Source organism: Methanohalophilus levihalophilus, assembly GCF_017874375.1.
Classification (GTDB): domain Archaea; phylum Halobacteriota; class Methanosarcinia; order Methanosarcinales; family Methanosarcinaceae; genus Methanohalophilus; species Methanohalophilus levihalophilus.
In genome coordinates this window covers 259,219-284,835 of the sequence record NZ_JAGGLK010000001.1, presented here as the reverse complement: position 1 = coordinate 284,835, position 25,617 = coordinate 259,219, and the positions used below count along the sequence as shown (strand labels likewise).

Here is a 25,617-nt window from a genome sequence, read left to right as displayed (position 1 = left end):
TCGGTCTTAAATATTTGTTCAGGCACCACGCAAAGACATAGTTCTTCCATTTCGGAAAACCTGTCAGTGTACCCAAAGTATTTAAAACCTTTATTGTATTAGGGATATCAGAACACTTACTGATTATAGAGATGATCCATGATGATTGAGGAAGTCGCTGACCAATACAATGCCAAGAAAATAGAGAAGCGTGTCCATGAATTCTGGGAGGACAGCTATGCTTACTCTAAAGTAAGGCAGCATCGAGAAGGAGAAAAGAAATTCTTTTTCGTAGACGGACCACCTTATACTACCGGGCACATCCACCTCGGAACTGCCTGGAATAAAATCATCAAGGACTCAATTCTCAGATATAAATCCATGAACGGACACGACATCCTTGATCGTGCCGGCTGGGATATGCATGGCCTACCTATCGAAGTGAAGGTGGAAGGCGTACTTGGCTTCAAGTCCAAGAAAGACATCGAAAGTTATGGTGTTGAGAACTTCATTGGCAAGTGTAAGGAATTTGCTCTCAAGCAAAAAGATGACATGACAGACCAGTTCAGGGAGCTTGGCGCCTGGCTGGACTGGGAAGATCCTTACATGACTTTAAAGGATGAGTATATCGAAGCCGCATGGTGGACTCTTAAACAGGCTCACGAAAAGGATCTCCTTGAAGTCGGAAAGCGTGTGGTAAACTGGTGCCCACGTTGTGAAACTGCTATTGCGGATTCAGAAGTTGAGTATGAAGACAGGACAGACCCTTCCATTTATATCAAATTCCCCCTCAAAAATGAGGATAGCACATTCATCGTAATCTGGACGACTACTCCGTGGACAATCCCATCAAACATTGCAGTTGCAGTAAACCCTGAATTTGAATATGCTAAAGTAAAAGCCGAGAAGGATGGAGAAACTGAAATCCTCATTATGGCTACCGAGCTTGTGGAAAATGTACTCCGCAAGGGCAGGTATGAGAATTACGAAATCCTTGAAACCCTCAGCGGAGAAGATGTTGCAGGCTTTGAATATGAAAGCCCGCTTGCAGATCTTGTTCCCTTACAGGCTGAAATGGAACATCATGTTTACACAGCAGATTATGTAACAGCAGAAAATACGGGATGCGTACACATTGCACCCGGTCATGGTGTAGACGACTTTGAAGTTGGTATCAAGAATGGTTTACCAATCTTCTGTCCGGTTGGCTCAAACGGAAGCTACACCGAGGAAGCTGGAAAGTATACCGGCATGAACATCCGGGATGCAAATCCAATAGTCATTGAAGATCTTGACAAGAAGAATCTTCTGCTCTCCGAAGATCAAATCAGCCACAGGTACGGCCATTGCTGGCGTTGCAAGACTCCTATTATCTACCTTGCAACCAGACAGTGGTTCATCAAGATTGGTGATCTGAAAGATGATATGCTGGAAGAAATCACTAAAGTCAAATGGCACCCCGAATGGGCAGGTTCCGCCAGATTCAAGGACTGGATCGAAGGCGCAAGGGACTGGTGTATCTCAAGGCAGCGCTACTGGGGAATACCCATACCTGTCTGGAGCTGCGACTCCTGTGGAGAAATCAAGGTTGTCGGAACCCGCAAAGAACTTGTTGAAGTTGCTGGAATTGACCCTGAAACCGAACTCCACAGACCATATGTTGACGAGATAACAATTCCCTGTTCATGTGGAGGAGAAATGACACGGGTCGAGGATGTCTTCGATGTCTGGTTTGACTCAGCTGTCGCCTCCTGGGCTACCCTACGCTTCCCGCACACAAGGGAATTATTTGATGAATGGTGGCCGGCAGAATTCATCACAGAAGGTCATGACCAGACTAGGGGATGGTTCTACTCACAGCTTGGCGCAAGTATGGTAGGCTTTGGAAGAGCACCATACAAGAGCGTGCTGATGCACGGTTTCACTCTTGATGATGCCGGAAAGAAGATGTCTAAGAGTCTTGGCAATGTTGTTCAACCACAGGAAGTTATCGACAAGTTCGGTGCTGACGCACTGCGTACCTATGTACTGGCATCAAGCGCACCCTGGGAAGACCTGAAATTCAACTGGGACGAAGTTGCTACAATCCACAGGACATTGAATATTCTCTGGAATGTTTACAGGTTCCCGCTTCCATATATGGCACTGGACAAATTCGATCCGAATAAGGTATCCTTTGAATCAGTTGCCTCACATCTTCGCAATGAAGACAAATGGATCCTTTCAAGGATGCAGTCCCTTATTGCAGATGTGGATGCCTCCATTACAAATTACGAACTCCAGAAAGTTATCAGGTCAATTAATGAATTCATTCTTGAGGATCTTTCAAGATGGTATATCCAGCTGATTCGCCCACGTACCTGGAATGAAGCTGATGATCCTGACAAGCTGGCAGTTTACAGGGTTCTCTACGACGTATTTGTAACAGTCGCAAAAGTCATAGCACCATTCCTGCCGCATCTCGCAGAAGAAATCTACAGCAATGTGGTGCTAAACGTTAACAAAGAAGCTCCTTTCACCGTTCACATGTGCGACTGGCCAAAGCCTGATGAAAACCTCAGGGACCTCGAGCTCGAAGCCCAGATGAAAACCATCAGGGGAATGGTTGAGGCAGTATCCAATGCACGTCAGAAAGCAGGACGTAAATTGAGATGGCCCGTAAGCAGGATAGTCATCGAGCCTGAGAATGATGATGTCGCAAGAGCAACTGCCAGACTCCAGTCTGTCCTTATGGACCAGACAAACACAAAGCTTGTTTTCCTTGTAAACACAGGAGAAAGTTGGGAAGAACTGGGAGTTGAAGCCACACCGAATCCAAGTGCAATTGGCCCTGTTTTCAAAGGAGAAGCCGGAAAAGTTGTAAAAGCTCTTAGCGCGATTAATGGAAATGACCTGAAAGCCGGACTTGCTTCCGGAAGCATGGAAATTGAACTCGAAGACGGAAGCACAGTTTCCATAACAGAGAAAATGGTAAACTTCGATGACACACTTCCCGAAATGGTTGCATCCGCTGACTTTACCGGTGGCAGGGTTTACGTTGACGCAACCCTTAACCGCGAAATCGAATCTGAAGGCTTTGCACGTGAAGTTATCCGCAGGATACAGGACATGAGGAAGGAACTTGATCTCGAAGTTGATGAGAGCATAATAGCCCATATCAGGATTGATGATGAGAGAGTTGTGGATCTTGTCCTTGATATGGAAACATCCATTGCAAAAGAAGTCCGGTCAAAAGTTCAGGTAATCGGCTATGACATCGAAGCAACAGGAAAACTTGCCAAAGACTGGGACGTTGAAGGAGTTTCCATGCACATCGGCATTTCTCCTGCAGATGAATAAGCGGAGGCTAAAGCTTGGAATTTAAGGACTGGGAACCGATTTACAGGGAGATCCTGGAAGATTTTGGGTTTTCAAAGGAAGAGGACGAAAGTGCTGCCTCCTTACTTTCAGTTCTTCTGACAGCTGTTTCCAATGAATCTCAGGAAAACCTGATGCAGATTATTCACGGAAAAGACATCCTTGTTTGTGGAAATGCCCCGACATTGAAAGCAGAGCTTAATGAACTGAATTTACAGGATTATGTAATCATAGCAGCCGACGGGGCAACTTCCGTGCTTGTTGACAGGGAAATTACCCCATCTATCATCGTAACCGATCTTGACGGTGATGTCGAAAAAGAGATGGCTGCAAACAAGCAGGGCTCCATTATGGTTGTTCACGCCCATGGAGACAACACAGATAAGCTCCTCAAATATGTTCCCTTGCTTTCAAAAGTAATAGGAACCACCCAATCCGAACCTCTGGGAAATGTTTATAATTTTGGTGGATTTACCGACGGGGACAGGGCTGCTTATCTTGCCCGGCATTTCGGCGCATCAAGCATTACACTTGCCGGATTTGATTTTGATGATGAGTCTGTTAATGATATGAAAAAGAAAAAGCTTCGGTGGGCATACCGCCTGTTGCAGAAACTCGCATGAAACATTTACAATTTTAACAGAACATATTTATATTTTCGGCATAAACAAGATGTAGAGGGGAAATGCAAACTCTTGTAATATGTATTGACCGGGATAACGATCTTGGCGACAAAGCCGGTGTCCAGACACCCCTTATTGGCCGGGAAGAGAATATAAGTGCTGCAGTTAAGCTTGCTTCTGTTGATCCCGAAGACTCCGACGTAAATACCATATTTGGCGGCATCAAGGTTCTTGACGAACTAAAAGAAAAAGGTATTGATGCCGAAATCATTTCTTTTGCAGGAGACCGCAATGTAGGCGTACTTTCCGATCAGAAAATCTCACAGCAGATTGATGATGTGCTACAGAAGTATGATGCAAAGAGTGCTATTTTCGTATCAGATGGCGCAGAAGACGAAACTCTCGTTCCAATTGTGCAATCCCGGCTTAAAATTGATTCAGTAAAAAGAATCGTTGTTAAGCAAAGCGCGAATCTTGAAAGTACTTACTACATCCTCAAACATGCATTCAGCGATCCGAAAATTTCCCAGACTTTCTTTATACCCATCGGACTTGCAGCCATTATCTATGCATTTTTCCTGTTGATCCAATACCCTGCAGGAGCCATCATTGGAATTTCAGCGGCAGTTGGTCTCTATATGCTTTACAGAGGCCTGAACCTCGATGAAACTTTTGTGGTACTCAGGGAAAAAGGCAAACAGTCATTCTATGCAGGACAGATGACTTTCATAACATACCTGACTGCAGGCCTTATTGCGATTATTGCAACTATCAGGGGCGCTGTGGAGCTATGGGGTTATTATACAACAGGCGGAAGCTGGTATTATGGTTTTATTACCCTGATGACTGTTTTTGTTAATGTTACCGTCTGGTGGTATGTTATTTCCATGCTCTTTGCAAATGCAGGAAAGATAATTGATCTGAAGATGGAAAACAGATTTACCAGAAGAAAACTGTCTCCTGCACTCTTTACAATTTCCATTGGCCTTTTGCTCTGGGGAGCCAGTGAATACATCCTTGCTATCAGTGCGCTTTCATCTGAAATTGAATTCACGCTTCAGTACTTTGTATATTCTGTTGTGGGTGCCATCATACTGGGACTTGTAGGAATAAGTCTTGCAACCACCCATATTGAAGAAAAAAACGAAACTCTTGAAGACGATTAAATATGAATTCAGATGAACTGCCTGAAGCAGAGTGTGCGATCATTGGAGGCGTTGGTACATTCCAGCCGGAAGAAGACGCAATGCAAATGGTGTCAACACCTTTTGGAGAAGTGGAAGTTTTCTTTGTTGAAGAAAAAGGTGTGAAGTTAGCGATTATACCAAGGCACGTGGCCAGCGGCAAGCATACACCTCCACACATGATTAACTACCGTGCTAACATTAAAGCTGTTGAAGAAATTGGTGTGAAACGGATTATTGCAACAAATTCTGTAGGAAGCATGCAGAATCAGATGCCTGGAACTTTTTTCATTCCGGATGATTTCATCGATTTTACAAAAATGCGCCCTTCAACTTTTTTTGACGATAAGACAATACACATAGATATGGGAGAGCCTTATTGCCCCCAGATAAGGGAAGCCCTCATTAGATCACTGTCAGATAGCGAAGTGACATATTCCGAAGGCACCTATATTTGTACTGAAGGACCACGATTTGAAACTAAAGCGGAAATAAGAATGTTAAGCCAGTTCGGGGATGTCGTCGGTATGACCGGTTTGCCGGAAGTTGTTCTGGCAAAAGAATTGCAGCTTTGCTATGCTTCCATATGTACAATTGCAAATCCCGCATGTGGCCTGAATCATGGGAAGCTGACAACAGAAGAAGTCCTCGAAGTTCTTGATTCCACAAGAGAAAGACTCCTGCGAATCATCCTTAATTCAATAAAAATGATGGACGAAAAAAGGACATGTTCCTGCAGGAAAGCAAGGGAAAATGCGGGACTTTGAATTAGACAATGTCTCTTGAAGTGTCGATACTAACACCTCTTGCAACATTGAACTTGATGACGTCTGTTGACGGTATCATGCCTCTGATCTTTGGAATGGACAATTTGTTGATGATTTTATCTGATGCACAATCCATAGTCACATCAAAGATAACATCTGATGAATTAAAAACTTCATTTTCAACCTGCTCGGGTATGCTTCCTTTAAGCCCGTAGAGGTAAGTAATCCCGGACACTTCCTTGGTGGCTTCATACAGGACATTTATAAGACGCTTGATCAAACCCAGATTAACATTCAGGTTAGTGTAAAAAGAAAATGTGTCAAAAACAATATTGACTTCTTCATTTTTAGAATCAAGAAGGATGTTGTTGAGATTGTACTCTGTAAATTCTACTATCTTTGAATCAGCAAACTCATTTCCTACGTTGTTCACCATATCCCCTGTAGCCGTAAAATAATATTCGCTATACACATCAACAAATATGATATTCGAAGGATCAAAACCCAGGTTTGTTATGTCCCTCTGTATATAATGGGGTCTTCTGCTGGTCGTAAAGTAATAGGTTTTCCTTGCCTGGGAAAACTGGTAAAGAAATACTTCCGACATCGATCTTGGATTTGCTGAGAAATAAACAAGGGAACTGGAAGGCAAACCTCCTCCCAAACTATCATCAAGCAAAGCAATACCCGTAGGCATGATTGTGGAAGCAGGTAAAATCGATGGTGGTTCAGCATTACCTTTGATACGCTGATAAAGTGACTTCGTCTCCTGTTGCCGGGTTACTGGCTTTGGTTCCTGATACTGGAATTCATGGCTACCTTCATACGGCATCATTGACATTCACGTCACCATTCTATGTACTTTTAATATATAAAAAGTAATTATATAAATAAATACTTCACAATCCGGCAATCCGGACAAACTACGTTTCGCCTAATGATATAAAAAGGATCTGTGAAACTATTTTACTGATTGTGCTAATTACATACTTTTTGCAAACCTATATACTCCTGAGAAAGCATAAATTATCCGGGGTATTTCATGGGAATCAGATCTATAAAGAAAATTATCAAAAGCATGCCTACCATAGAAGGTGCCGGAGTTCATCTCAAAAGGGCATTCGTATTTAATCACGTGCCACAGCTTGATCCTTTTTTGTTGCTTGATGATTTCCATTCAGATAATCCGGATGAATACATTATGGGTTTTCCCTGGCATCCCCATCGTGGTATTGAAACTATCACTTACGTGCTTTCCGGAAAAGTGGAGCATGGGGACAGTATGGGGAATAAAGGAGTAATCGGTGGTGGGGACGTCCAGTGGATGACTGCAGGAAGCGGGATTATCCATCAGGAAATGCCAAAAGGTGACGAAAATAATACCCTCTGGGGATTCCAGTTATGGGCAAACCTGCCGGCATCCCACAAAATGATGAAACCGCGATACCGGGAAATTAAAGGGGATCAGATACCCGAAATCCGGATGGATAGCGGCGCACGTGTAAAGGTTATTTGCGGAGATGTCAATGGAGTGAAGGGGCCTGTCCAGGATATTATAACCGACCCCGAGTACCTTGATATTTCATTGCCACCTGACACTGCATTTGTACACCCCACAACACATGATCATACCGTTTTTGCCTATGTTCTTCAAGGAAAAGGAGATTTTGGAAAGGGCGATGAAGCGTATTCATTTGAAGTAGAAGGCGCGAAATATTTTGATCTGGAAAATGTTGCAACTATTGGCCCTGAAACCCTTGTCATGTTTGATCAGGGAGATGAAATTGCTGCCAACGCAGGAGAAGAAGGTTTGAGGTTCCTGCTTATATCAGGCAAGCCTATCAAGGAACCGGTTGCCTGGTACGGCCCAATTGTCATGAACACACAGGAAGAACTCAAAGTTGCTTTTGAAGAATACAGGAGAGGAACATTCGTTAAATGAAAAAATGTGAGAGAACGCCAGTAAACCACTTTATTTATAACATAGCAACTCATTTGCTGGCACATGGTTTTGTGGACCTTTTTCCGACCGGAAAAAAATAAATTGGGCCTAATGCTGCTCAAGGATAAAAAGAAAAATCCTGTTGTTTTCGGGGAGGTGACATTAAACGACACCCCTACAGGTCCACGTCCACTGCGATTCCGTGTTATTCGTGATGGCAAGGACGACCTTCGGCGTCCTGAGGAAGTAATTGAGCTCTGCAGGCGTTCTGACAGGATACTTATATCAAAGGGTGGAAATCTTAAAAACCAGAACAAGCTTGTGGAAATGCTTGCAGCTTTCCATCTTGAAGCTGATATCGTAGACGTATGTCGTTTTTGCCTGCTGAAAAAGCAGTTCAATTTTGTGAACCCAAAATCAATTAGTTACCATGGCGAAAGGGTTTGCAAGGAATGCGCAGAAGAAGAGCTATTGCGGGCACTCAGAAATACTCATTGCCATTATTCGGAGGATGCCGTCCAGAGAATGCTGGAAATACTGGCAAAAACCAGGGATCTTGACAGAACGCTTGGAATGCTGGACCCGGAAGAGTTGGAATCGGATGTAACAAAGTATGATGTAATCCAGGCAAAACCCGAAGAAAAGCTCGTAAAGACTGCAACTCTTCCAGTATCGAAAAAGCTAAAGGGTCTTCTTCTTAAGAAATCCAGGACTCTTTTACCGGTCCAGAGTCTTGCCGTGGAACACGGGTTGTTTGCCGGAAAAAATCTGCTTGTAACATCAGCCACAGCTACTGGAAAAACACTTATTGGCGAAATGGCGGGAGTGGAAAATTGTCTTAAGAAAAAAGGTAAGATGCTATACCTTGTACCTCTTGTAGCCCTGGCAAACCAGAAATATGACCAGTTTGGAAAGCGTTATGGGAAAATAGGACTTCAGACTTCAATCCGAATAGGAAGCACGAAAATAAAAACCCGTAAGACGCAGTCAATGCGCAAAAGCCTTGATTCGGAAATTATCGTTGCAACCTATGAAGGAATTGACTATCTTTTGCGAGTTGGAGAGTCGGATTTACTTGGGCAGATCGGGACTGTTGTTATTGACGAGGTCCATATGCTTGAAGATGCCGACAGGGGGCATCGGCTGGATGGGGTAATTTCCCGGCTCAAGTATGTTGCTCCAACTGCACAATTCATCTATCTTTCAGCAACCGTGGGAAGCCCTGTAAAACTTGCACAAAAGCTTGATGCTACTCTGGTCGAGTATGAGCATCGGCCGGTTCCAATTGAGCGCCATCTGATATTCAGTTCTCAGGAAAAAAAACTAAAGATTATGGCACGTCTCATCAAGGAAGAATACGGGAAGGTTTCGTCGAAGAAACATCGCGGGCAAACAATTGTCTTTACCAACTCCCGCCGGAACTGCCATCGGATTGCCGAAGGGTTGCCGATGCAGGCGGGAGCTTATCACGCAGGCCTTTCACTTGAGAAGCGACGCATAATTGAAAAGCAATTCGTATCCGGAAAACTACCTGTGGTTGTTACCACCGCTGCCCTTGCGGCAGGAGTTGATTTTCCTGCATCACAGGTAATTTTTGAATCCCTGGCCATGGGTATCGACTGGATTACCCAGCAGGAATTCCTGCAGATGCTTGGAAGGGCAGGAAGGCCTGATTTCCATGACAGGGGTATTGTTGTCCTGCTGGCCAGTCCCGAAAAGAGCTATTCATCCGAACAGGCCATGACCGAGGATGAAGTCGCGGTGAAGCTCCTTAAGGGTCAAATGGAGGAAATGCATGTCGCATACGGGGAAGAGGAGCAAACCGAGGAAATGCTGGCATGTGCGGCAGTTACTTCCGATTTGAATGATCTGAGGTATATGGCGAAAAAGTTCGTTGCAGATATTGACTTCAATGTGGCTGTTCCAAAACTACAGAAAAAGAAGCTTATTGTGAAAAAAGGACAAAACATATCCCTAACACGTCTTGGTTCAATAGCAGCAAGGCATTTCCTGTCTCCTGCGAAAGCATTTCTGATAAAAGATGCAGTGACCAGCGACATGGAACCCCTTAACATTGTTTCTAACCTTGAGTTTTTTGATGCTGCCTATTTCAAGTTCGCTCCTCAGATTTCATCGGCACTGAAAATAAACATGCCTTCAAGGGTTTTTCAGGGTGCTGCACTTGACATCGTTTTTGAGGCAGAGAACCTTTCAGCGCTTAATGAAACAATACAGGAACAACTGTACGCTTTCGCTTCGGATTTCCTTACATGCAAATGCAAAGAAAATCCGTTTTGCGGTTGTGCCGAGAAAAAATTCGGGGAGAGAATAATAAAATGGAGAGTTGAAGGACTTGAACCTGAAGACATTGTAAGGAGACTGGATTCAAGCTATGGAATCAGCACTTATGCGGGTGATGTTTACGGATATCTGGACAATGTAATCAGGAGTCTGGATGCTATTGAAATGATGGCAAGGGCGTTTTCAAAGAGGAAAACAGCATCCCGGGCCAAGCAGCTCAAAAAGAGTATTGAAGGCTAAGTTACCTCAAAAGGTATTAGAAGTATGACCAACAATAACCCAACCTCTAAAAGTGAAGGGGATTTGTATGACTGAAGATGTACCTGAAAACGCAGAGCAGCCTAAAAGAAAAGTGAAGATCAAATTGAACCGCCCGGAATCTTTCAAGCAATGCTATGCGATTGGTGCAATGGGTGGTCACAGCCCTTATGATTTCAGGATTTGTTTTTACAATGATACTCCCAAAGGTGTTTCCGAGGATAATGAGCAGGTCGTTGAAAGGTCAATGGAGACCGAAATAATTCTGTCACCTCTTGCTGCCATGGAGCTTTCAAAATGGCTGAACCAGCACCTGAATGAGTATGAAGCGGTATTTGGCCCCATAAAAGGTAAACCCCAGCCAAAAGATGAAAAATCTGCTGAGGATGACAGTGCACATCTACAGGGCTATATCTGAAAGTGGCAAAATATATATCCCTGGAGCCAAATAATCGGTAGGCATAAATAGGGGATAGTACAGTCTATTGGTGCACATTCTGCTTAAATCAATCATGAGAGGATTGAATCTTGTTTCCGAATAAGAAAGTCCAAAAGTTAATAGGATCAAGGATTCTGGTCGAGATGAAAGGCGATCAGGCTATGCTTGAAGGTGTTTTGAAAAGTTCTGACGACTACATGAACCTTCACCTTGATGAATCCGTAGAGATAGTTGATGGGGAGCGCAAACGTTCTCTGGGATCTGTAGTATTACGTGGCAATAACATAATACTGATAGTTCCTGCTGAAGAATAAATTTTCTGAGTCCCATGGGAATCGAAGAAGATACACTGGACCTTATCAAGAAGAATAAGGAAGGCATTTACCAAAATGTCCTCTGGAAAGAACTTGAAATTGATAGCCGTAAGTGTTCCCGGATAGTTACAAAGCTGGAAAAGGACGGGAAGATTACCAGAGAAAAAGCAACTGCTAACGGCTCCAATACATACCTGATCAAAGCCACGTCTACTGATGAGAAAACTTTTGAGCTGTTACTATCAGGAGACATGTTTTCCCCATGCACAGGTTGCCGTCTTGCCTGCCAGCCGGAAAGCTGTGAGGCATTGACGGAATGGATACTGAACCTTGATGCAGAAAAGCAAGGGGAAGATGCGAAAAGTTAATATGTGAGTATGCCTTAGTAGGGTCGCTTTTACATAACAAGCAAGATGCTCCGGTAGTGTAGTCCGGCCAATCATTCCGGCCTTTCGAGCCGAAGACTCGGGTTCGAATCCCGGCCGGAGCATTCAACCCGTCTTTCCTGATACCGTTTTTTTAACATTAACTGTATATACAGAACTACAGATTTTTAACCTATTAAGGGAAAATGGACACATATATTAACACATAAGTACTATTTTTTAATTAATTGACAAAATTAATATTAAGCAGTTTGTGTAATTATCTTCATAGGAATATATTAATTATTGATTGACCTCTTTCAGCCTAAATTTATTGTATTGGTGGTACTTATGTTAGTAGAAAACTATTCTTCTGATTGTGAAATAAGAGGTTTTTCAAGACAGACAATCCAGACATATAGATCGCACATCCTCCATTATATGGGATTTATTAATGATCTGGATCAACCGTCTACAGATGAGTTGCGGCACATTATGACGGATTTGTCAGATAGAGATTATGCAGGAAAGACTTACAAATCTTATTGGTGTGCTGTTAATGATTTTTATAAATTCTTAATGTACGAAGGCATAGCAAACGATAACCCTATTGAGGGATTTCGAGAACGATACTTACCCCGAATTTTAAAAACTACTGAAAGTCATACCCGGCAAAATTTAGAGCTATACCAAATGCAGAGATTGATAGCAAGAAGCCACACAATCGAGGAATAGGCTATTATGTTAACTCTGGCAAAAACGGGAGTACGCCGAGGTGAACTTTTAGATATGGAAGTTCACGACATCGACATAGAGAATATGCAAATCCGCCTTAAGAAAAAGCGCAAACGAAGCCGGGATATTGTTTATTTTGATGAAGAACTTAAAGAGGTTCTTATTAAGTATTTAGAATACTGGAACGACTACGCTAAAAATACTTCATACCTATGGCTGAACAAATACTATAATAACAAAATGAATAAAGACAGGGTAAACGAGATAATAGGGCTCCATGCTGAAAAACTCGGATACCATGATCCAAATGGGCCATTAGAAAACAGAGTAACCGCTCATTGTTTCCGCCACTTTTACACAACAGAACTCTATAAGGCAGGAATGGATCCCGAATTTATAAAATATCTAAGGGGGGATTCTTTAGAGAAAGAGTCCTGGCAAATCTATAATCATATTAATCCTCAAAGGGTTAGAGATGATTATTTAAACCGTATTCCTGCACTACTTTGATACACTTTACAGAATTGTTAGTGCAGCTACAACTACAGCAGCGGCAATAAGTAGACCTGCTGCATATATCCAAGCTGGTCGCCCTTGCGGAGAAGTGTTAACCTGCGGGGAATCATACGATCTATTCTGCTGTTGAGGGGTTGCTTGTGTTCGACCCCCGACAAATGTTTTTTCTCCGGTTCCGATACTATAGCTTCCGTCTACTTTTTCATGTTGAGGATTTCCCCAACCGCCACCGTAGTTCTTTTCCCTGTGGAGTTCCTGGCTTTCATCGAGAAGGTTTTGTAAGTCTGAAGCTTCAGGGATGTTCTTTTTTCCCCGGAGTTTTTCTAAATTGTCTTGATCTTCGTAGTCTTTTGATCTTTCTATTACACCCATGATAAGCACCGTTAAATTTCATCTCATATATACGAATATTCCATGCCTTCTGGTAGATCTATAATTGCTGAAAACACCTAACAGTATCATGCAAATTCCAAAGATCCATACAATATGTTTTACCATGCCTTCAGGTGCAAGTAATACCATCATGTGACCGCTTGTAGTGATCATTATCCCTGCTAATATGAGAATAAGGCCCAACACACGAAGACCCCAACAATATAAATCTTGAGAAAGATCAAGGGAATCTAACCCTTTAGCTGTAAGGTATGTGCCTGCAAGGACAATATATAGCAAGATCAGGAACATTAAGTAATCAAATACGTTTCCTACAATTGAGTTAAATCTTATGTGTTCCGAGACAATGACGAATGAGACAGCAAAAAGTAATTGTTCTATTGATTTCCTGTTTGTGCGGACTATTCTGAAATTCAATAACCAATACTTGTATGCGCTCCAAATACTTGCTAATAGAAGAAGTGTTGTGGCCACATGTCGCCATCCTTCTACGTAAAAACTGTTCATAATGCTAACGAATAATGAATCAATGTTTGGGATCGCTATTGTATTGGAATCTGTTATTAGTATTATAAATAACAAAAAAAGAGCCAAAAAAGGAATCATTTTAAGGAAATTGACTTTTTTAAAATCGAATCGCTTTTTCAGAGAGGTTCGATTATTGTTTTGTGACGGGTTACGAGATCCATTTTTTTTAATGCTAATCACCGGGAAATAAATTTGATAAGTATTAGGAAACGATCAGTAAAAAGAGTATTGTTTGAACACTTATAATCTCTTGATGATTACATTTTTTATATTACCATCTTCTATTATTTTTATAATGCAATCTAACCAGAGAAAAGCGCAAAATAAAAAACAAAGGTCTTTTAAGCGTGTTTCGACCCATAAAATAGAGCTTGCTATTCTGAAATACACAAACATAGAACGGAGGAAGAGGGGCGAACTTCCTCTAAAATTAGATCGTCGCCTTTCTGACTGTGCAAGAGATCATAGTATGGATATGGCTAACCGAAATTATTTTTCACATGTTAATCGGAAAAAAGAACAACCGTGGGATCGAGCAAAAAAGTATGGCTATAAGTGGGGAATTGCAGAAAATATAGGAATCATGCCAGATGGGCCAGTTTCAGGTATTGGAAATATTACGCCAAATGCCGATCGTATTGGGAAAGCACATGTTAAATCATGGATGAAAAGCCCGGGACACGCTGCAAACATATTGAGAAATTATGATCGAATCGGGATAGGTGTGTCCTATCGTGGAAAATGGACTATTGCCACACAAGATTTTGCAGATAACCCTCCATCTTTTTTAAGGCAATTGTTGGGAATGAAGCCACCTGTAAAGCGCTATGCTCCGGGAATTTTTGCCGATCAATAAATCTTTTTGTTTAATTCTTTCATTGCAGCATCTGTTGATTTAAGGGCTGCATTTGCTGCTTTAAGTGGATCTCCATATCTATTGTAGATGTTTGTCTCACGACCTTTCAATTTCCCCCTTTTCGTTTGTTTTATTCCTTCTCCTGCAATTTCAGGCAGGAAAGGCGATGATATTTCGCTGAACTCTGGAAGCAATATCATATCTGAAGGAGGGGAAACTATGGATGAGGAAGAAGATGGAGAATATGGGGGCGAAGATTTTGTTGATGCTGGAGGATATGGGGAATATGGCGGCTTTCCTGTTTTTGTTGGGGGTCTTCTCATACTGGAAGGTGGCGGACTATACAAAGAGCTACCCGGATTCCTTACGCTTGAAGGTGTGGACGGTGTGGAAGGTACGGACGGGAAATAATCCATAGATGGCATGTTCCCACGGCTGGAGCTTCTTGCCGAGCTTGTGAAGATTAGCTCTTTGGGTTGTGCGGTTCGTTCCTGGCTAATCATATTCCTGATAACTGACTTATCAGGGATTTGTCTATTTTTGGCTATGAAATCAACTACAGGAGATTCCCGGATCTCGGGGAACTTCTCAACTGCCAATTCTGTATATCGGACTATCTGCGGTCCTACATTGGCTTTACCTTCTGCGGCGTAAGCGCTGCCGATTTCAACGAGATCCCGGACATCCTTAACCCTGCCTTCGTGTTTTGGTAAGATCTGGTTGTCCTTCAAAGTGTGGCCGCCTTCAAGCTTTCGGGCTGCCTGTTCACTTAGCCGGAGCATATTAACACCATCAGCATAGATCGGTTTCTGGTGTTCAAAACCAAAAGCAATTTCACGCCCGGGACTATAGCCGCTACTGTGTTCTTCCTTCGGGAAAATTTCGATACCTTTTACCTTTTCCCCTTTTACGAAAAACTGAACTTTCGGTTTATTCAGATCTCCGGTAACTTCGTGCTTAATCCCGCTTTCGTCAAGCTTTGCCGTAAGATCCTTAATGAAATTTTGAGGCTTATCAACTACAACTTCTATATCTTGCGGTTTGCGGGTCATGTATTCCCGCATCTGTAGTTTTTGAGCTACAGAACCGTAAACGTCAATTTCCCCTTTGTAGTTGACAATGGTATCTTTTACCGCAGGTTTTGCAGAAGTCGGGACATGCTCGGATAGAATATCGAATCTTTCAGGGTGAACTATCGGGCGGTTTGTGTCATAAACTGATTTTGAGACTACATAACCAGTTTCAAAAAACTCGCTCTCCTTTTTGCCTGCCACAGCTTCCACAGTCTTTTTAAAATGTGCTGTCTGTGCTGGTGTAAAAGCTTGCACCTGTCTACCTGCTACAGCTTCCGCAGGTGCTGCCCCTGCTCCTGCATGGAACCTTACCCCTTCCCCTGTCACATGGGTTACAACTGGTCTTTCGTTCCAGACTACAGAATGACCAAAATTAATTTTCCCTAAATCAGGTGTTGCAGAGCTTCCTTTAACTTCCGTTATTTGTGCCTTTTCAACACGAGGGATATATTTACCACCTGCCCTTAAGGAAGTGGCTAATACTTTTCCCCCTACTACCATTCCGGTTAATTGACCCGCCAATGCTGCCGGATCTTCATCTGCAAGCTTGACCATCCCCCCGGCCATCACTCCGACACCAAAAGCCGCAGCCTCGGGAACTTTGGTAGGATCTCTTACTGCAATCTCTGTTCCGATTGCTGCATTCCCTGTAATGTCAAGGAACATTGCAGGCGTATAGGCTACGTTCTTCATGTAGCTGGTTTGGGTTGCTCCGTCCTGTTGAGCAACGGCGGCAGCAATGCCCGGTCCCCCTCTTGGTGTTGCAGGTGCGGGAGTGTCTTTTATTTCGTGTCCTTCAAATGTCTTATCCACCCATTCCCTATAATTCTCTCCGGCCTCCACAAAGGTTTTTGGCGGTTCTTTGTCTGTTATTTCTGCATTTCCCTGTTGAGCTACAGCCGCAGATATTGCCGGACCTCTCGGGGGTGTTGTAGGTGCGGGAGTGTCAGAAGTTCCGAATATTTCATTATGTCTGGTTTTAAGTGCATCGATTTTTGAATCAATAATCTCTATAGTTTTTGTCTGGCCTCTATAGGTGTAATAATCTTCAATAGGTGTGTCCGTTTCGCCGGGTGTATGGTCTTCGGGAAGTTCCCCAGATCTCCCGATGTTATACCCTTCGCTGGCTCTCTCTGTAACGTTTGAATCTTGTTTTTGAACGGCTCCCGATATTGCCGGGCCCCTAGAAGGCATGCTTCTAGGTGGTGGCGTGGTGGTACTTGGGCCCGGCTCGGAGGCTGGCATATTCTGCCGATACATCATAATGTCAATCGGGATAGGTACACCCGGACCGGGGCCAGTGGCACGGGTGACAGGTTGGATAAAACTATTAGAGGGTGCATTGTTTGCAGGTGATGGAGTGGGATCGGGTTCCGGTTCATTTTCCCGAGGGGTTATAGTGGCTCGCTTTCCCCGGCTTCTCTCGGCTGCTGTTGGACCGCTTGAAGTCCTTGAACTGCTGGCTTCCCTGCGTTCGCTGGATGCTGCGGAGGTTCCGGTAACATCTTTACCGTTTGAAGTTACCCGAGGATTAACGAGTGCCATGTTTGATCACCTAAAAGGATCAAAATCATCTAGATCGAAATCAAGAGGATTAAAGCCCTGTTGAGAAGATCCCGATCCATTATTCTTGCCGCCCTTTTTCCCGCCTTTCTTTCCTCCCTTCTTCCCGGAAGATTTAGGAGGCTGTACAGGGCCTTCTATGGCATCAACAGCATTTGCAAGACCTGAACCAATACGATTGAAAGTCTCGGCTCTCTTTTCCCGTTTCACTTTCTTTTCGGCCATAAACTGTTGTTCTTCAGGAGACAGGCCAAGCCCTGCGTAGTTCTGTTTCTCTGCTTCGATTGCTTGATTTGTCTTTGCTTCATTGATTTTCTTATTTATCTTGTGTTCTTTCCAAGCATCACTGACCTTTCGCTTTACAAAATTCATATTCAACACCTCAAAACAACTTGCGGATCAAGTCCTCTTTGCTGATTTTCTGAATTATTATTTTTCCTGATTTGTCGATTAATTTAAACTGCTCCCTGTCGATGTCCATTATATCGGCTTCTGATCTTATCCTCCTGGCTTTTCCGTTATTGTCAATTGTAAACATGTCATTGCCTCCGATCTTCAAAGAATCCGTAAAGTGCCCCGAAGAGAGAAAGCACGAGCATGAGATACATTACGTAAACCACTTCCGTAGGGATTGAATACGCTCCGATAGCTGACAGTAGCAGCAGTGTAAGCGAAGTAGGGAAGATGGAACGGGATTTAATCAAGACATACCCCACACAAATCATCATTAGAATTACATAGAACCAATCCCCGAAAGCTACGATCCAGACATCAGTTACCGGAACCATGAAAGCATCCGGGGAAGTAAGATCCGTGAAATTCATTATACTGGGATAATTTGAAAGATTGAAAGCGGAATCATTATATGTTGTATTCCAATCAAACTGGAAAGTTGTATTATTTGCCACTTGATCAGCCCCTGTTCAGTAACTTTGTAGCCAGACCAAGCAGTACAAGGATGTCAATAACTCCGCCCAAAATGTTGGCTATTGCATCCGGGATAAGGAAGATCTTAAAGATGGTTGGGAATGCTCCGAATACTGAAACCGCAAAGGTTACAATAACCTGCAACCCGAGCAAGGCCATAGTACCGAGCAGGGAGAAGTAATCAATAACACCGCCTAAGTTTTCCGATTTCTGTTCTACATTATTCATCATCTCGGCTATGTTGTCACTGTCAAACCCTGCTATGGTTGCTTCTACCGGGAAGATCCCGGTAACGTTGACAAGAGCAAAGGAAACCTGAATTAACAGGGCCACCAGAATGAACCGATCCGCCCATGTCATAAGCCAGCCCTCCTGGATCTGTAAGCAAATGCAGCAATGGCGATAAGAACAGCTAAAGCAACTACTATTCCGGCAATCTGCAACCATCCCCACCACCAGAACAGGCCCATTAATGCGGCTCCTATCGCTGTGGCAATGTGTGCCCCTAGTGGGCTTAGTAAAAGAATAGCTATGAGAACTATCCCGGTAGCTATAACTTCAGTTACCCAATCGGGCCAATCCGAAGGGACAATATCAAACCTTTTTGGCTGAACTCCTGAACCTGTCCAGATTACGGGCACCATTGCATTATATTCGTCCCCGTCTGTGGCTTTGGCATAGAAGTTAATGTAATAGTTGGTTGTGTTGTCTCCGGTAAACAGGAAGCTTCCTGTAAGGGTTGTAGCGGATGCAGAATAAACCACTGTGTCGTTTGAGCTATAAGTGATGTTCATCCGGGCAATATCCAGATCTTTTGTAGCCTCATAATCAAGAGAAATTACTCCCATTTCTGATGTTGTGGATTGGGTGTAATTCATCCATTGATCAAACAAATGATCTATAAGGACTTCTTTGATAACCACATCAATAGAGCCGTCAGGATCAGGAGTTAGCCACCCGTAGTTTATGGTCCTGTCCGGGGTGATGATGTAGAGGATATATTGATTATCCACAATCAAGTATGTTTTAGCCGTGCCGTCAAAATCGAGATATGTTTCATAAACTGTAGTTGTCCCATTTGGCAAGGGTTTTTGAAGTCTTAATATGCAGTCACTTAGGGAATTTGTATAGGTTGCTGTGTTGTCGGTAAGTGTGAAGGATTCATAGATTACGCTTTCAGATTCAGCAGGGAGGTAAATATCTAATCTGCTAAGCCCTACCCGGTCCACATATACGATCCCTTTCCTGTTGTAGTAGCCGTCTGCTTCTACCTGCACTACATATTTTCCCGTTTCTGTAAGCTCGGTGTAGCTAACTGAAGCTACTTTAGTTACGCCGGAGATTGAAGCCGATATACTGATATTCGCATCGTAGACCGTCACATCAGAGGGCAAGATCTGCGTCTGGTTGGATTCATCATAAACGTAGATGTCAAGAGCTGAATTTACTACTTCAAAGGAACCACTTAAGTTTTTTAAATTTCCAGCCTGATCATAGATTTCTTGTTTCCAGTAGACTGTATCCCCAAGATGGCCTGTAGTATTAAAGGAACTATTGAACCAATCGGAGGAACCGCTTAAGCCAGTTGATGTGTCAAAGGTCCACCCCGAACCAGTATTATAGTAAAAAGATCCGTTTTTAAGTGCTGTATCTGTCCAGAGGACTGAAAGGTAAAATGTCTGATTGACAACTACATCCCCGGAAGGATTTAAGATCGTTTGGGTTGCTGCTGCCGGTGAAATATCATAGGTAAAATGCCATATTTCAGACTCGTTGTAAAGTGTTCCGTTTGCGGTTGCTGATGCGTTTACATACCATGAATGAAAACCCTCTGATATGGAAAAGTTAACTGTATTATTCCCTTCGATAACCGATCCATTCCACTGAGGTACAGAATCAACATACACGCTTGCGTTTAGTATCCCATTTCCTGAGATGTCGAAAGTAAAATTGTTATCATTTACATAGCTGTTATTAGATGGGGCGGTGAGGTTTACAGATATAGAAGTTACAGGGCTGTAATTTACATCCCAACTTTCCGATTGCCCCGTAATCCCTAATTCTGTGCCATCAAGTTTAACTTGATAATTTGTAAGATCGTTACCTCCCGTGTTTTCTATTTCAACTTTGTAGTAAGATCCCATGTCTGTTATAATAACAGTTGGTTCTGTTGCTGCGTGTGTTCTAACCCGTATATCGTCGTAGTATGAATGGTGGCCTCCTCCATAGCTTCCAATACAGATTTTATTGTCTGCGTTGTTGAGAGTACCGGAAGGAGCAGAAACTGATAATAAAGAACCATCAACATATAGATCGGCGCTGCCATCACTGTTGGCTTTGATAGTAGCTTTGTGCCATCCTGTTGTTAGTGATGTTGTGGTAACGTATTCAGTTCCACCATAACCTACATACCATTTTGTTCCTCGAGAAAGAACAGAAACCCCGTTTGAATACCCCCAAGATGTAGACCCTTCATATAATGAGAAATAGGTACGGGCTGAACTAATGTCTGTACTTGGAACATAGATCATACCTTCTATTATTTGTGGTAATGTGGTCGTAGGACTGGATCGGTATAATTCCCCGCCTGAATCTTCTATATGCAGCGATATTGATCCCGAGTGGGCTTGATCATTAGAATACTCGTTTATTCCATTCCCGTTAAACGTATTTCCTTGCGTCCATCCTCCAACAGTTTTGAGGCCGTCGCCGTCATTATATGCCTCCCCGTCTTCATAATCCAAGAAGATCAAACTCGCATTTGGAGAATAGCCCGCTTCCTGAATGGTATATAGTGTTATTGTGTTTCCTGCGGTTATGTTTTCTTTTAGCCACATATCGTTATTTTCATCAATCCAATAGCTGGGGCTGGCTGCCGCTATTCCCGAAAACAGCATGAATAAAAAAAGGGCTGTGATAAGTGCATATTTCACTTTGATCACCGCCTCAACGATAAACATAACTCTGCTCTTCTGTTTCGGTGGCTCTGCTGAATGCGTTTATAATAAGTGCAATGCCGAAAATGATAAGAACGTATTGCATGGTGTTAGTGACAAATATGTACGTTGGGTTGGTAGTGGCTCCAAACATTACGGCTATTGCGTCCATCATGTCCCAAATTGGTTGCATGAACACTACGGCCATTCCGATGACCCATAGCCCTACAAAACCTTCTATAAATCCACCTACTACACCCATTTTTCTAACCTCAGTTTATGGTAGCTCCAGATGATGCAGCATTTGCAGCACTTGAAAGGGCAGATCCTGCACTTCCACTATCAAGCATCTTAAAAGCGATTGCAGCGCCGATAAGGAGAACTATGATCGGGAACGCCCATTTCATCATATCCATTGCCCCGTTTGCAAATCTCCTACGGAACTTTTCTTTTTCAATCTGTACTTCTGCTTCGATTAGCCGAGGGTTGTTTTCATCGAGGTAATTGATTACAGCAGAAGGGCGGATCACTGCATCGGTTAGGATAAAGCCTTCTTCAAAACTTTTTCTGATGTTGATGTATTCGGGAAATGTTAACGGAATAATTCCACTTTCATGGATAATCTGTACGTTTCCATTCTCATCAGTTACCGCTAGGCTCATTTTTAACCCCCTGTGGTGCTTTTTCCTGCTGTTCTTTTAGAAGTTTGTCATAGTCTTTTTTGGTAATTTCCTGCGCTTGCAGAATTGCCATGAGTTGATCGTATCGTTCAACGCCTTTGTTTTTTAGTTTCTGTAAAATTGGGACCACTGGGGGCCTTATGGCTTTGGAATATGGGCCATACACAATTATTCCGGGTTTTTTGGCATAGTAAACAACGTCTTCCTGTTCAAATTCAAAATACCCGTGTTTCTCGGTTCTGTATGCCAGAGCCTCCAAATTTGCTTTTACTGGCCTTAGAGTACCATCTGATTCTACAACCCACACGATCTTTTTCCAAAGTGCTAATTTTATGGCGTAGGGATTCCAGTACCATATCAATACAAGTATGCCTGTTGATATTGTGGCAATGAACAGAACTGCTAAGAAAAGAGCAAATGCATTATCCATTGTTTGGCCCCCTGTTTAAAATCCCTCCCATCAGTCCAAGCTTGCCGTTTTTCTGACCGTCTTCATAAGATATGTGCTTATGAACTGATGTTAGTTGCTTTACTGCAAATCCGCCCTTTGAGAGTGAAAGAGCGGCGGAAAGGTGAGATCTTACTTGAATAATTTTTGCGCGGGAATAATCTGCATCAATTTCATAGCGCTTTTTGTGGTTAATGGCTTCAATACAAGCAATTTCATAATCATCTAGTATATCAAGGATCTCGTTTTCGCCAAGGTTAGAAAGTTGCATTATTTTTCCGAGAAACGGAAAAAAAGTATTTTGTGCTGCATACTCAACATCTCCGGGAGTTCCTATTAATTCGGCTATATTCCCCGTATAGGCAGCCGGAGGAGTTTCGGGACCTGTGGATATTTCAGGATTCATTATATATACCTCGTTTCATTTTGAAAATTTCTCCCAAATGGATGATTGAAAATACCAAGGACAGCACGCAAAAAAGAACTGAAACTATTGCAAATTCAGTTGAGTAAATAAAAGTTGAGTGTGAAACAATTTCGTTGTTGACAATTACTGTATCAATTAACTCAAGGGAAAACGATCCTATTGCCAATCCTCCAAATAAAATCATTGAAAGGACAGAAAAGATCATTTTGTAATCTATTTGCGGATGAAGTATTGACCCAAAAAAAGAAGAGCAGGCCAATAAAAAGAGGAGGTAAAAAAGGGTGATGTACATTAGACATCAGCCCCTATTCCTTGCTCCAATCAGGAGTACTGCACCCATAAGGGCCACAGCTGCAAGAATCCATGGATACATGGATGCAAGATTCAAAGACCCCCATACAGATGAAAGAACGTTACTATAAGCTGACATTGCAGCAGTATTGTTAACAGTAGACATCTGTGTATCGGCTTGCAGCATAAACTGTGCAAACAGGATAACGGCTACAATCAGCATCATACCAATGCTGATGATGGCTCCTACGACACCAACCTGTGCGTCCTCTTTCTCTCGTAGTTTCTCAATTAACTCATTAGCTTTACTCATGGAAATCACTTCCTGACATCCAAAAATATATATTCAAAATATATATACCCCAAATATCATATATATTAATCTATATTAGCATATATCTACATATTGGAGGTAAATCTATATTGAAATTGGTAATTATGTCAAATTTGGAGAAAACATATACAAGGACTGTTGGAAAAATCGGGACATCTAACTATATCACACTGCCGGCCGGGTTTGAAGAGAAGGGGAAAAAGGTGATCGTGGTTCAAGAAGATGAGAATACTTTAGTAATTTCAAAAAATGCCACGATTGATGTTAAGAGGTGTTGAGGATGGGATCGGGTAAAATCTTTGCTGATCCGTCTCAACAGCAGGTAGTTGATTTTAAAGATCTAATTCTGCAAATCAATTTTTATATTATTCAAAATTCGGCTTTTTCAAATATGACGGCAGTTTATGAGCTTGTCGAGCAACTTGATACTATCATGCACCCCTACAAAGATCAGGATTACAGGGATGAAGTAGAAGGTATCTGTAAGGAGAGAGCTAAAGGGAAAACCGCGAACCAACAGAAGGCACTTGATATTCAGAGAAGCCGGGAATACATGAAAAAGAAACACGAAGCTTTAATGAAATTGGCATACAGAAAACGGTTTTTACCGAGTGCTTCTATGGGAAGAATGAAACCAGAGGAGGCGTATTAAATTGACTTCAAGTTGTGATGTAGTTACTAATTTTATCCGTGATAGGATCAACAATATGGATAAAAATTTTATGGGGGTAGTTGTGGGTGAAACCGGATCGGGTAAGTCTGCCACTGCTGTAGAGATTGCCCGGAAAGTTGATCCTACTTTTGAAGCCAATCCCCGGATTGTGTTTACTCCAAAAGAGTTTATGGATTTGATCCCGAAGATGAAGAAGGGGCAGGCTATTATTTTTGATGAAGCGGGGGTAGGGATTCCGGCCCGTGAATGGATGAGAGTACAAAATAAGTTGATAGGATATGTAGCCCAGTTGTTCAGGCACTTAAATTTATGTGTTATTTTTACAGTCCCTTCGATGTCGTTTATTGACAAGCAAGTTAAGAACTTGATGCATGCCGTTATTGAAACAAAGACAATTGATTATGAGCATAATTTAGGAGTCTGTAAGTACTGGAAGATTCGCCATAATGCTGTTTTTGATATGACTAAATTGGAGCCTTTTGTTTTGTTTGATAATGGGAACCATTACAATGTAGATCCGTTATACGTGCCATTCCCGCCGCTTGATTTGTGGGATAAGTACGTATCAATGAAAGAGATATACGCCAACAAGTTTTATCAAGATACACAAAAGGAACTATCAGGGATTAAGGATCATGCTGACGGGAACAGACTACGCAAGCTTACCAATCAAAGCAATTGTCTTATTAAGGTGCTTCCTTTGGTGAAGGAGCATTTTCAATGGGGAGAGTTGGAGACTATCACAGGAGTCTCACAGAGACAAATGCGGGATTGGATGAAAGAAACGGCAGAGGCGGAAGTTAATATTTAATACTATATAAGCTAAGCAAAAACCGCCCCCCTCTGGCAACTGATGAACCTTTACGACTGGGGAGATCTGCCGGGATTCGCCGAAAGTTCAGGGGGAAAACGCAGAGTTGGCAGGAAGGAAGAGGGGATCAAACTGTCCGATTCTGCACCTTGCGCGGACAAATAGGTCCACGTCTTCTTTTAGTATCGAAAAAATAGATTTTGTATATAAAGAAAAGGCCGTTTTTCTGGTATGTCGTTGGACACACTGTTTTTATGTCCGTAATTAGGGGTTTAAGGTCTCGTAAATCGGAACCTCTAATGAGTGTACCGCCTACGGGTCATTTTCCGCTTGTCTGTTCCCATCAAATTTGTTACTTTGATTAGTACCATATTTTGACCTTCATTTGTCGAAATTTGACTGTCTCTTTATATGCTCTGATTCAATCCCGTGACGACTTCCTTTTCTTGTCGGATTCGGTTAGCTTTTCCAATTCGTTTACATAATCGGGTTCGGTTCTTCTCACAATTTCCTTTGCAACCCGTTCTATACTCTCCCAGACTGTCCCGGTAGCCGTAGACATTTCATGATAACATTGATCATAACTTTCGCAGAGATCTCTCATGGTGTCTGCAAGTTGACCATTGTCAATGTATCTTAAATCGAAATCTGGTCTTAGTGTCTTCACGGTTTCACTCATGGTTTGACCTCTTATTGTCGAATTTGGATAATTCTGTTGTCAAGCAATTGTTACACATGTGAAGTCTTCTGGTGTGGTTCTCTTCACAATATTTTCCATCTGTGGAATAATACATCCCGATCTCTTCACGCTTTCCACATTTTGAACAATGGGGATCTAATGGGATTTGAAATAAAACAATATTTTTAACATCAATCATGATCTGTCCTCCTATTGTC

31 protein-coding genes and 1 tRNA gene are annotated in these 25,617 nt (G+C 42.5%); 16 read left to right on the top strand and 16 right to left on the bottom strand.

Translation table 11 applies throughout. The features are described from left to right. Positions 1-141 precede the first annotated feature (141 nt). The 4 genes from ileS to J2755_RS01555 all read left to right on the top strand — a co-directional run bounded on the left by ileS (position 142) and on the right by J2755_RS01555 (position 5,910). Positions 142-3,318: an isoleucine--tRNA ligase gene (gene ileS / locus J2755_RS01570; RefSeq protein WP_209679843.1), complete on the top strand. Its 3,177-nt coding sequence runs from the start codon at positions 142-144 to the stop codon at positions 3,316-3,318. Between the two features lie 14 nt (positions 3,319-3,332). Next, entirely contained in the window at positions 3,333-3,959 is a 627-nt protein-coding gene (locus tag J2755_RS01565; protein ID WP_209678674.1) for a 6-hydroxymethylpterin diphosphokinase MptE-like protein, read from the top strand. Between the two features lie 62 nt (positions 3,960-4,021). Then, positions 4,022-5,125, top strand: coding sequence for a DUF373 family protein (locus J2755_RS01560; protein ID WP_209678671.1), 1,104 nt, complete (start codon positions 4,022-4,024; stop codon positions 5,123-5,125). 2 nt (positions 5,126-5,127) lie between these two features. After that, the gene (locus tag J2755_RS01555; RefSeq protein WP_209678668.1) at positions 5,128-5,910 is read left to right on the top strand and encodes an MTAP family purine nucleoside phosphorylase; all 783 of its coding nucleotides are present in this window, start codon (positions 5,128-5,130) and stop codon (positions 5,908-5,910) included. Position 5,911: 1 nt separating this feature from the next. On the opposite strand, the gene J2755_RS01550 is transcribed toward J2755_RS01555, so the two are convergent. Then, positions 5,912-6,751 carry an RAD55 family ATPase gene (locus J2755_RS01550; RefSeq protein WP_245312595.1) on the bottom strand — a complete coding sequence of 280 codons (840 nt, stop codon included), beginning with the start codon at positions 6,749-6,751 and terminating at the stop codon, positions 5,912-5,914. A 201-nt stretch (positions 6,752-6,952) separates the two neighbouring features. Here J2755_RS01550 and J2755_RS01545 point away from each other — a divergent pair, with 201 nt between their 5' ends. The 8 genes from J2755_RS01545 to J2755_RS01510 all read left to right on the top strand — a co-directional run bounded on the left by J2755_RS01545 (position 6,953) and on the right by J2755_RS01510 (position 12,774). Then, on the top strand, positions 6,953-7,852 hold the full coding sequence (locus J2755_RS01545) for a pirin family protein (protein WP_209678665.1): 900 nt from the start codon (positions 6,953-6,955) through the stop codon (positions 7,850-7,852). 63 nt (positions 7,853-7,915) lie between these two features. After that, the gene (locus J2755_RS01540; RefSeq protein WP_209678662.1) at positions 7,916-10,393 is read left to right on the top strand and encodes a DUF5814 domain-containing protein; all 2,478 of its coding nucleotides are present in this window, start codon (positions 7,916-7,918) and stop codon (positions 10,391-10,393) included. Positions 10,394-10,460: 67 nt separating this feature from the next. Further along, positions 10,461-10,829, top strand: coding sequence for a DUF3467 domain-containing protein (locus J2755_RS01535; protein ID WP_209678659.1), 369 nt, complete (start codon positions 10,461-10,463; stop codon positions 10,827-10,829). Between the two features lie 110 nt (positions 10,830-10,939). Further along, complete coding sequence (locus J2755_RS01530; RefSeq protein ID WP_209678657.1) at positions 10,940-11,164, top strand: LSM domain-containing protein; 225 nt, start codon at positions 10,940-10,942, stop codon at positions 11,162-11,164. A gap of 14 nt (positions 11,165-11,178) precedes the next feature. Further along, entirely contained in the window at positions 11,179-11,532 is a 354-nt protein-coding gene (locus J2755_RS01525; protein ID WP_209678654.1) for a helix-turn-helix transcriptional regulator, read from the top strand. Positions 11,533-11,579: 47 nt separating this feature from the next. Continuing rightward, positions 11,580-11,654: transfer RNA gene (locus J2755_RS01520), tRNA-Glu, on the top strand. Between the two features lie 226 nt (positions 11,655-11,880). After that, a complete protein-coding gene (locus J2755_RS11580) occupies positions 11,881-12,264 on the top strand; it encodes a site-specific integrase (protein WP_209678646.1) in 384 nt (127 codons plus the stop codon). 6 nt (positions 12,265-12,270) lie between these two features. Then, positions 12,271-12,774 carry a tyrosine-type recombinase/integrase gene (locus J2755_RS01510; RefSeq protein WP_209678643.1) on the top strand — a complete coding sequence of 168 codons (504 nt, stop codon included), beginning with the start codon at positions 12,271-12,273 and terminating at the stop codon, positions 12,772-12,774. A gap of 6 nt (positions 12,775-12,780) precedes the next feature. On the opposite strand, the gene J2755_RS01505 is transcribed toward J2755_RS01510, so the two are convergent. Both J2755_RS01505 and J2755_RS01500 read right to left on the bottom strand, forming a co-directional pair. After that, positions 12,781-13,152: a hypothetical protein gene (locus J2755_RS01505; RefSeq protein ID WP_209678641.1), complete on the bottom strand. Its 372-nt coding sequence runs from the start codon at positions 13,150-13,152 to the stop codon at positions 12,781-12,783. An 18-nt stretch (positions 13,153-13,170) separates the two neighbouring features. Beyond that, complete coding sequence (locus J2755_RS01500; RefSeq protein ID WP_209678639.1) at positions 13,171-13,647, bottom strand: hypothetical protein; 477 nt, start codon at positions 13,645-13,647, stop codon at positions 13,171-13,173. 307 nt (positions 13,648-13,954) lie between these two features. Here J2755_RS01500 and J2755_RS01495 point away from each other — a divergent pair, with 307 nt between their 5' ends. Next, positions 13,955-14,557: a CAP domain-containing protein gene (locus J2755_RS01495; protein ID WP_209678637.1), complete on the top strand. Its 603-nt coding sequence runs from the start codon at positions 13,955-13,957 to the stop codon at positions 14,555-14,557. Here J2755_RS01495 and J2755_RS01490 read toward each other — a convergent pair. The 11 genes from J2755_RS01490 to J2755_RS01440 form a co-directional block, all read right to left on the bottom strand. Beyond that, a complete protein-coding gene (locus tag J2755_RS01490) occupies positions 14,551-17,175 on the bottom strand; it encodes a hypothetical protein (RefSeq protein ID WP_209678634.1) in 2,625 nt (874 codons plus the stop codon). The two genes, J2755_RS01495 and J2755_RS01490, sit on opposite strands and share 7 nt — an antisense overlap. A gap of 6 nt (positions 17,176-17,181) precedes the next feature. Beyond that, on the bottom strand, positions 17,182-17,565 hold the full coding sequence (locus tag J2755_RS01485) for a hypothetical protein (protein WP_209678631.1): 384 nt from the start codon (positions 17,563-17,565) through the stop codon (positions 17,182-17,184). A gap of 10 nt (positions 17,566-17,575) precedes the next feature. After that, positions 17,576-17,731: a hypothetical protein gene (locus J2755_RS01480; protein WP_209678629.1), complete on the bottom strand. Its 156-nt coding sequence runs from the start codon at positions 17,729-17,731 to the stop codon at positions 17,576-17,578. A gap of 1 nt (position 17,732) precedes the next feature. Further along, the gene (locus J2755_RS01475) at positions 17,733-18,101 is read right to left on the bottom strand and encodes a hypothetical protein (RefSeq protein ID WP_209678626.1); all 369 of its coding nucleotides are present in this window, start codon (positions 18,099-18,101) and stop codon (positions 17,733-17,735) included. Between the two features lie 4 nt (positions 18,102-18,105). Further along, positions 18,106-18,480 carry a hypothetical protein gene (locus J2755_RS01470; protein WP_209678623.1) on the bottom strand — a complete coding sequence of 125 codons (375 nt, stop codon included), beginning with the start codon at positions 18,478-18,480 and terminating at the stop codon, positions 18,106-18,108. Beyond that, positions 18,477-21,080 (bottom strand): hypothetical protein, encoded by a 2,604-nt coding sequence (locus J2755_RS01465; RefSeq protein WP_209678620.1) that lies wholly within the window; start codon positions 21,078-21,080, stop codon positions 18,477-18,479. The genes J2755_RS01470 and J2755_RS01465 overlap by 4 nt, the downstream gene beginning before the upstream one ends. After that, complete coding sequence (locus J2755_RS01460; protein ID WP_209678615.1) at positions 21,067-21,318, bottom strand: hypothetical protein; 252 nt, start codon at positions 21,316-21,318, stop codon at positions 21,067-21,069. Before J2755_RS01460 ends, J2755_RS01465 begins: the two co-directional genes overlap by 14 nt. A 10-nt stretch (positions 21,319-21,328) precedes the next feature. Beyond that, the gene (locus J2755_RS01455; protein ID WP_209678612.1) at positions 21,329-21,718 is read right to left on the bottom strand and encodes a hypothetical protein; all 390 of its coding nucleotides are present in this window, start codon (positions 21,716-21,718) and stop codon (positions 21,329-21,331) included. Beyond that, the gene (locus J2755_RS01450; RefSeq protein ID WP_209678609.1) at positions 21,699-22,166 is read right to left on the bottom strand and encodes a hypothetical protein; all 468 of its coding nucleotides are present in this window, start codon (positions 22,164-22,166) and stop codon (positions 21,699-21,701) included. The genes J2755_RS01455 and J2755_RS01450 overlap by 20 nt, the downstream gene beginning before the upstream one ends. Beyond that, positions 22,159-22,590, bottom strand: coding sequence for a hypothetical protein (locus J2755_RS01445; protein ID WP_209678606.1), 432 nt, complete (start codon positions 22,588-22,590; stop codon positions 22,159-22,161). The genes J2755_RS01450 and J2755_RS01445 overlap by 8 nt, the downstream gene beginning before the upstream one ends. A gap of 319 nt (positions 22,591-22,909) precedes the next feature. Then, on the bottom strand, positions 22,910-23,215 hold the full coding sequence (locus J2755_RS01440; RefSeq protein WP_209678603.1) for a hypothetical protein: 306 nt from the start codon (positions 23,213-23,215) through the stop codon (positions 22,910-22,912). Between the two features lie 110 nt (positions 23,216-23,325). On the opposite strand from J2755_RS01440, the gene J2755_RS01435 reads away from it, so the two are divergent. From J2755_RS01435 to J2755_RS01425, 3 genes are read left to right on the top strand one after another with little or no spacing between them, the layout of a single operon-like run. After that, positions 23,326-23,514 (top strand): hypothetical protein, encoded by a 189-nt coding sequence (locus tag J2755_RS01435; protein ID WP_209678600.1) that lies wholly within the window; start codon positions 23,326-23,328, stop codon positions 23,512-23,514. Positions 23,515-23,516: 2 nt separating this feature from the next. Then, positions 23,517-23,888 carry a hypothetical protein gene (locus J2755_RS01430; protein WP_209678597.1) on the top strand — a complete coding sequence of 124 codons (372 nt, stop codon included), beginning with the start codon at positions 23,517-23,519 and terminating at the stop codon, positions 23,886-23,888. Position 23,889: 1 nt separating this feature from the next. Next, positions 23,890-24,720, top strand: a complete 831-nt coding sequence (locus tag J2755_RS01425; RefSeq protein WP_209678594.1) for a zonular occludens toxin domain-containing protein — start codon at positions 23,890-23,892, stop codon at positions 24,718-24,720. 421 nt (positions 24,721-25,141) lie between these two features. Here the strand turns inward: J2755_RS01425 and J2755_RS01420 are convergent, their stop codons facing one another. Next, positions 25,142-25,399: a hypothetical protein gene (locus J2755_RS01420; protein WP_209678591.1), complete on the bottom strand. Its 258-nt coding sequence runs from the start codon at positions 25,397-25,399 to the stop codon at positions 25,142-25,144. Continuing rightward, a complete protein-coding gene (locus tag J2755_RS01415; RefSeq protein WP_209678588.1) occupies positions 25,392-25,598 on the bottom strand; it encodes a hypothetical protein in 207 nt (68 codons plus the stop codon). The genes J2755_RS01420 and J2755_RS01415 overlap by 8 nt, the downstream gene beginning before the upstream one ends. Positions 25,599-25,617: the final 19 nt, after the last annotated feature.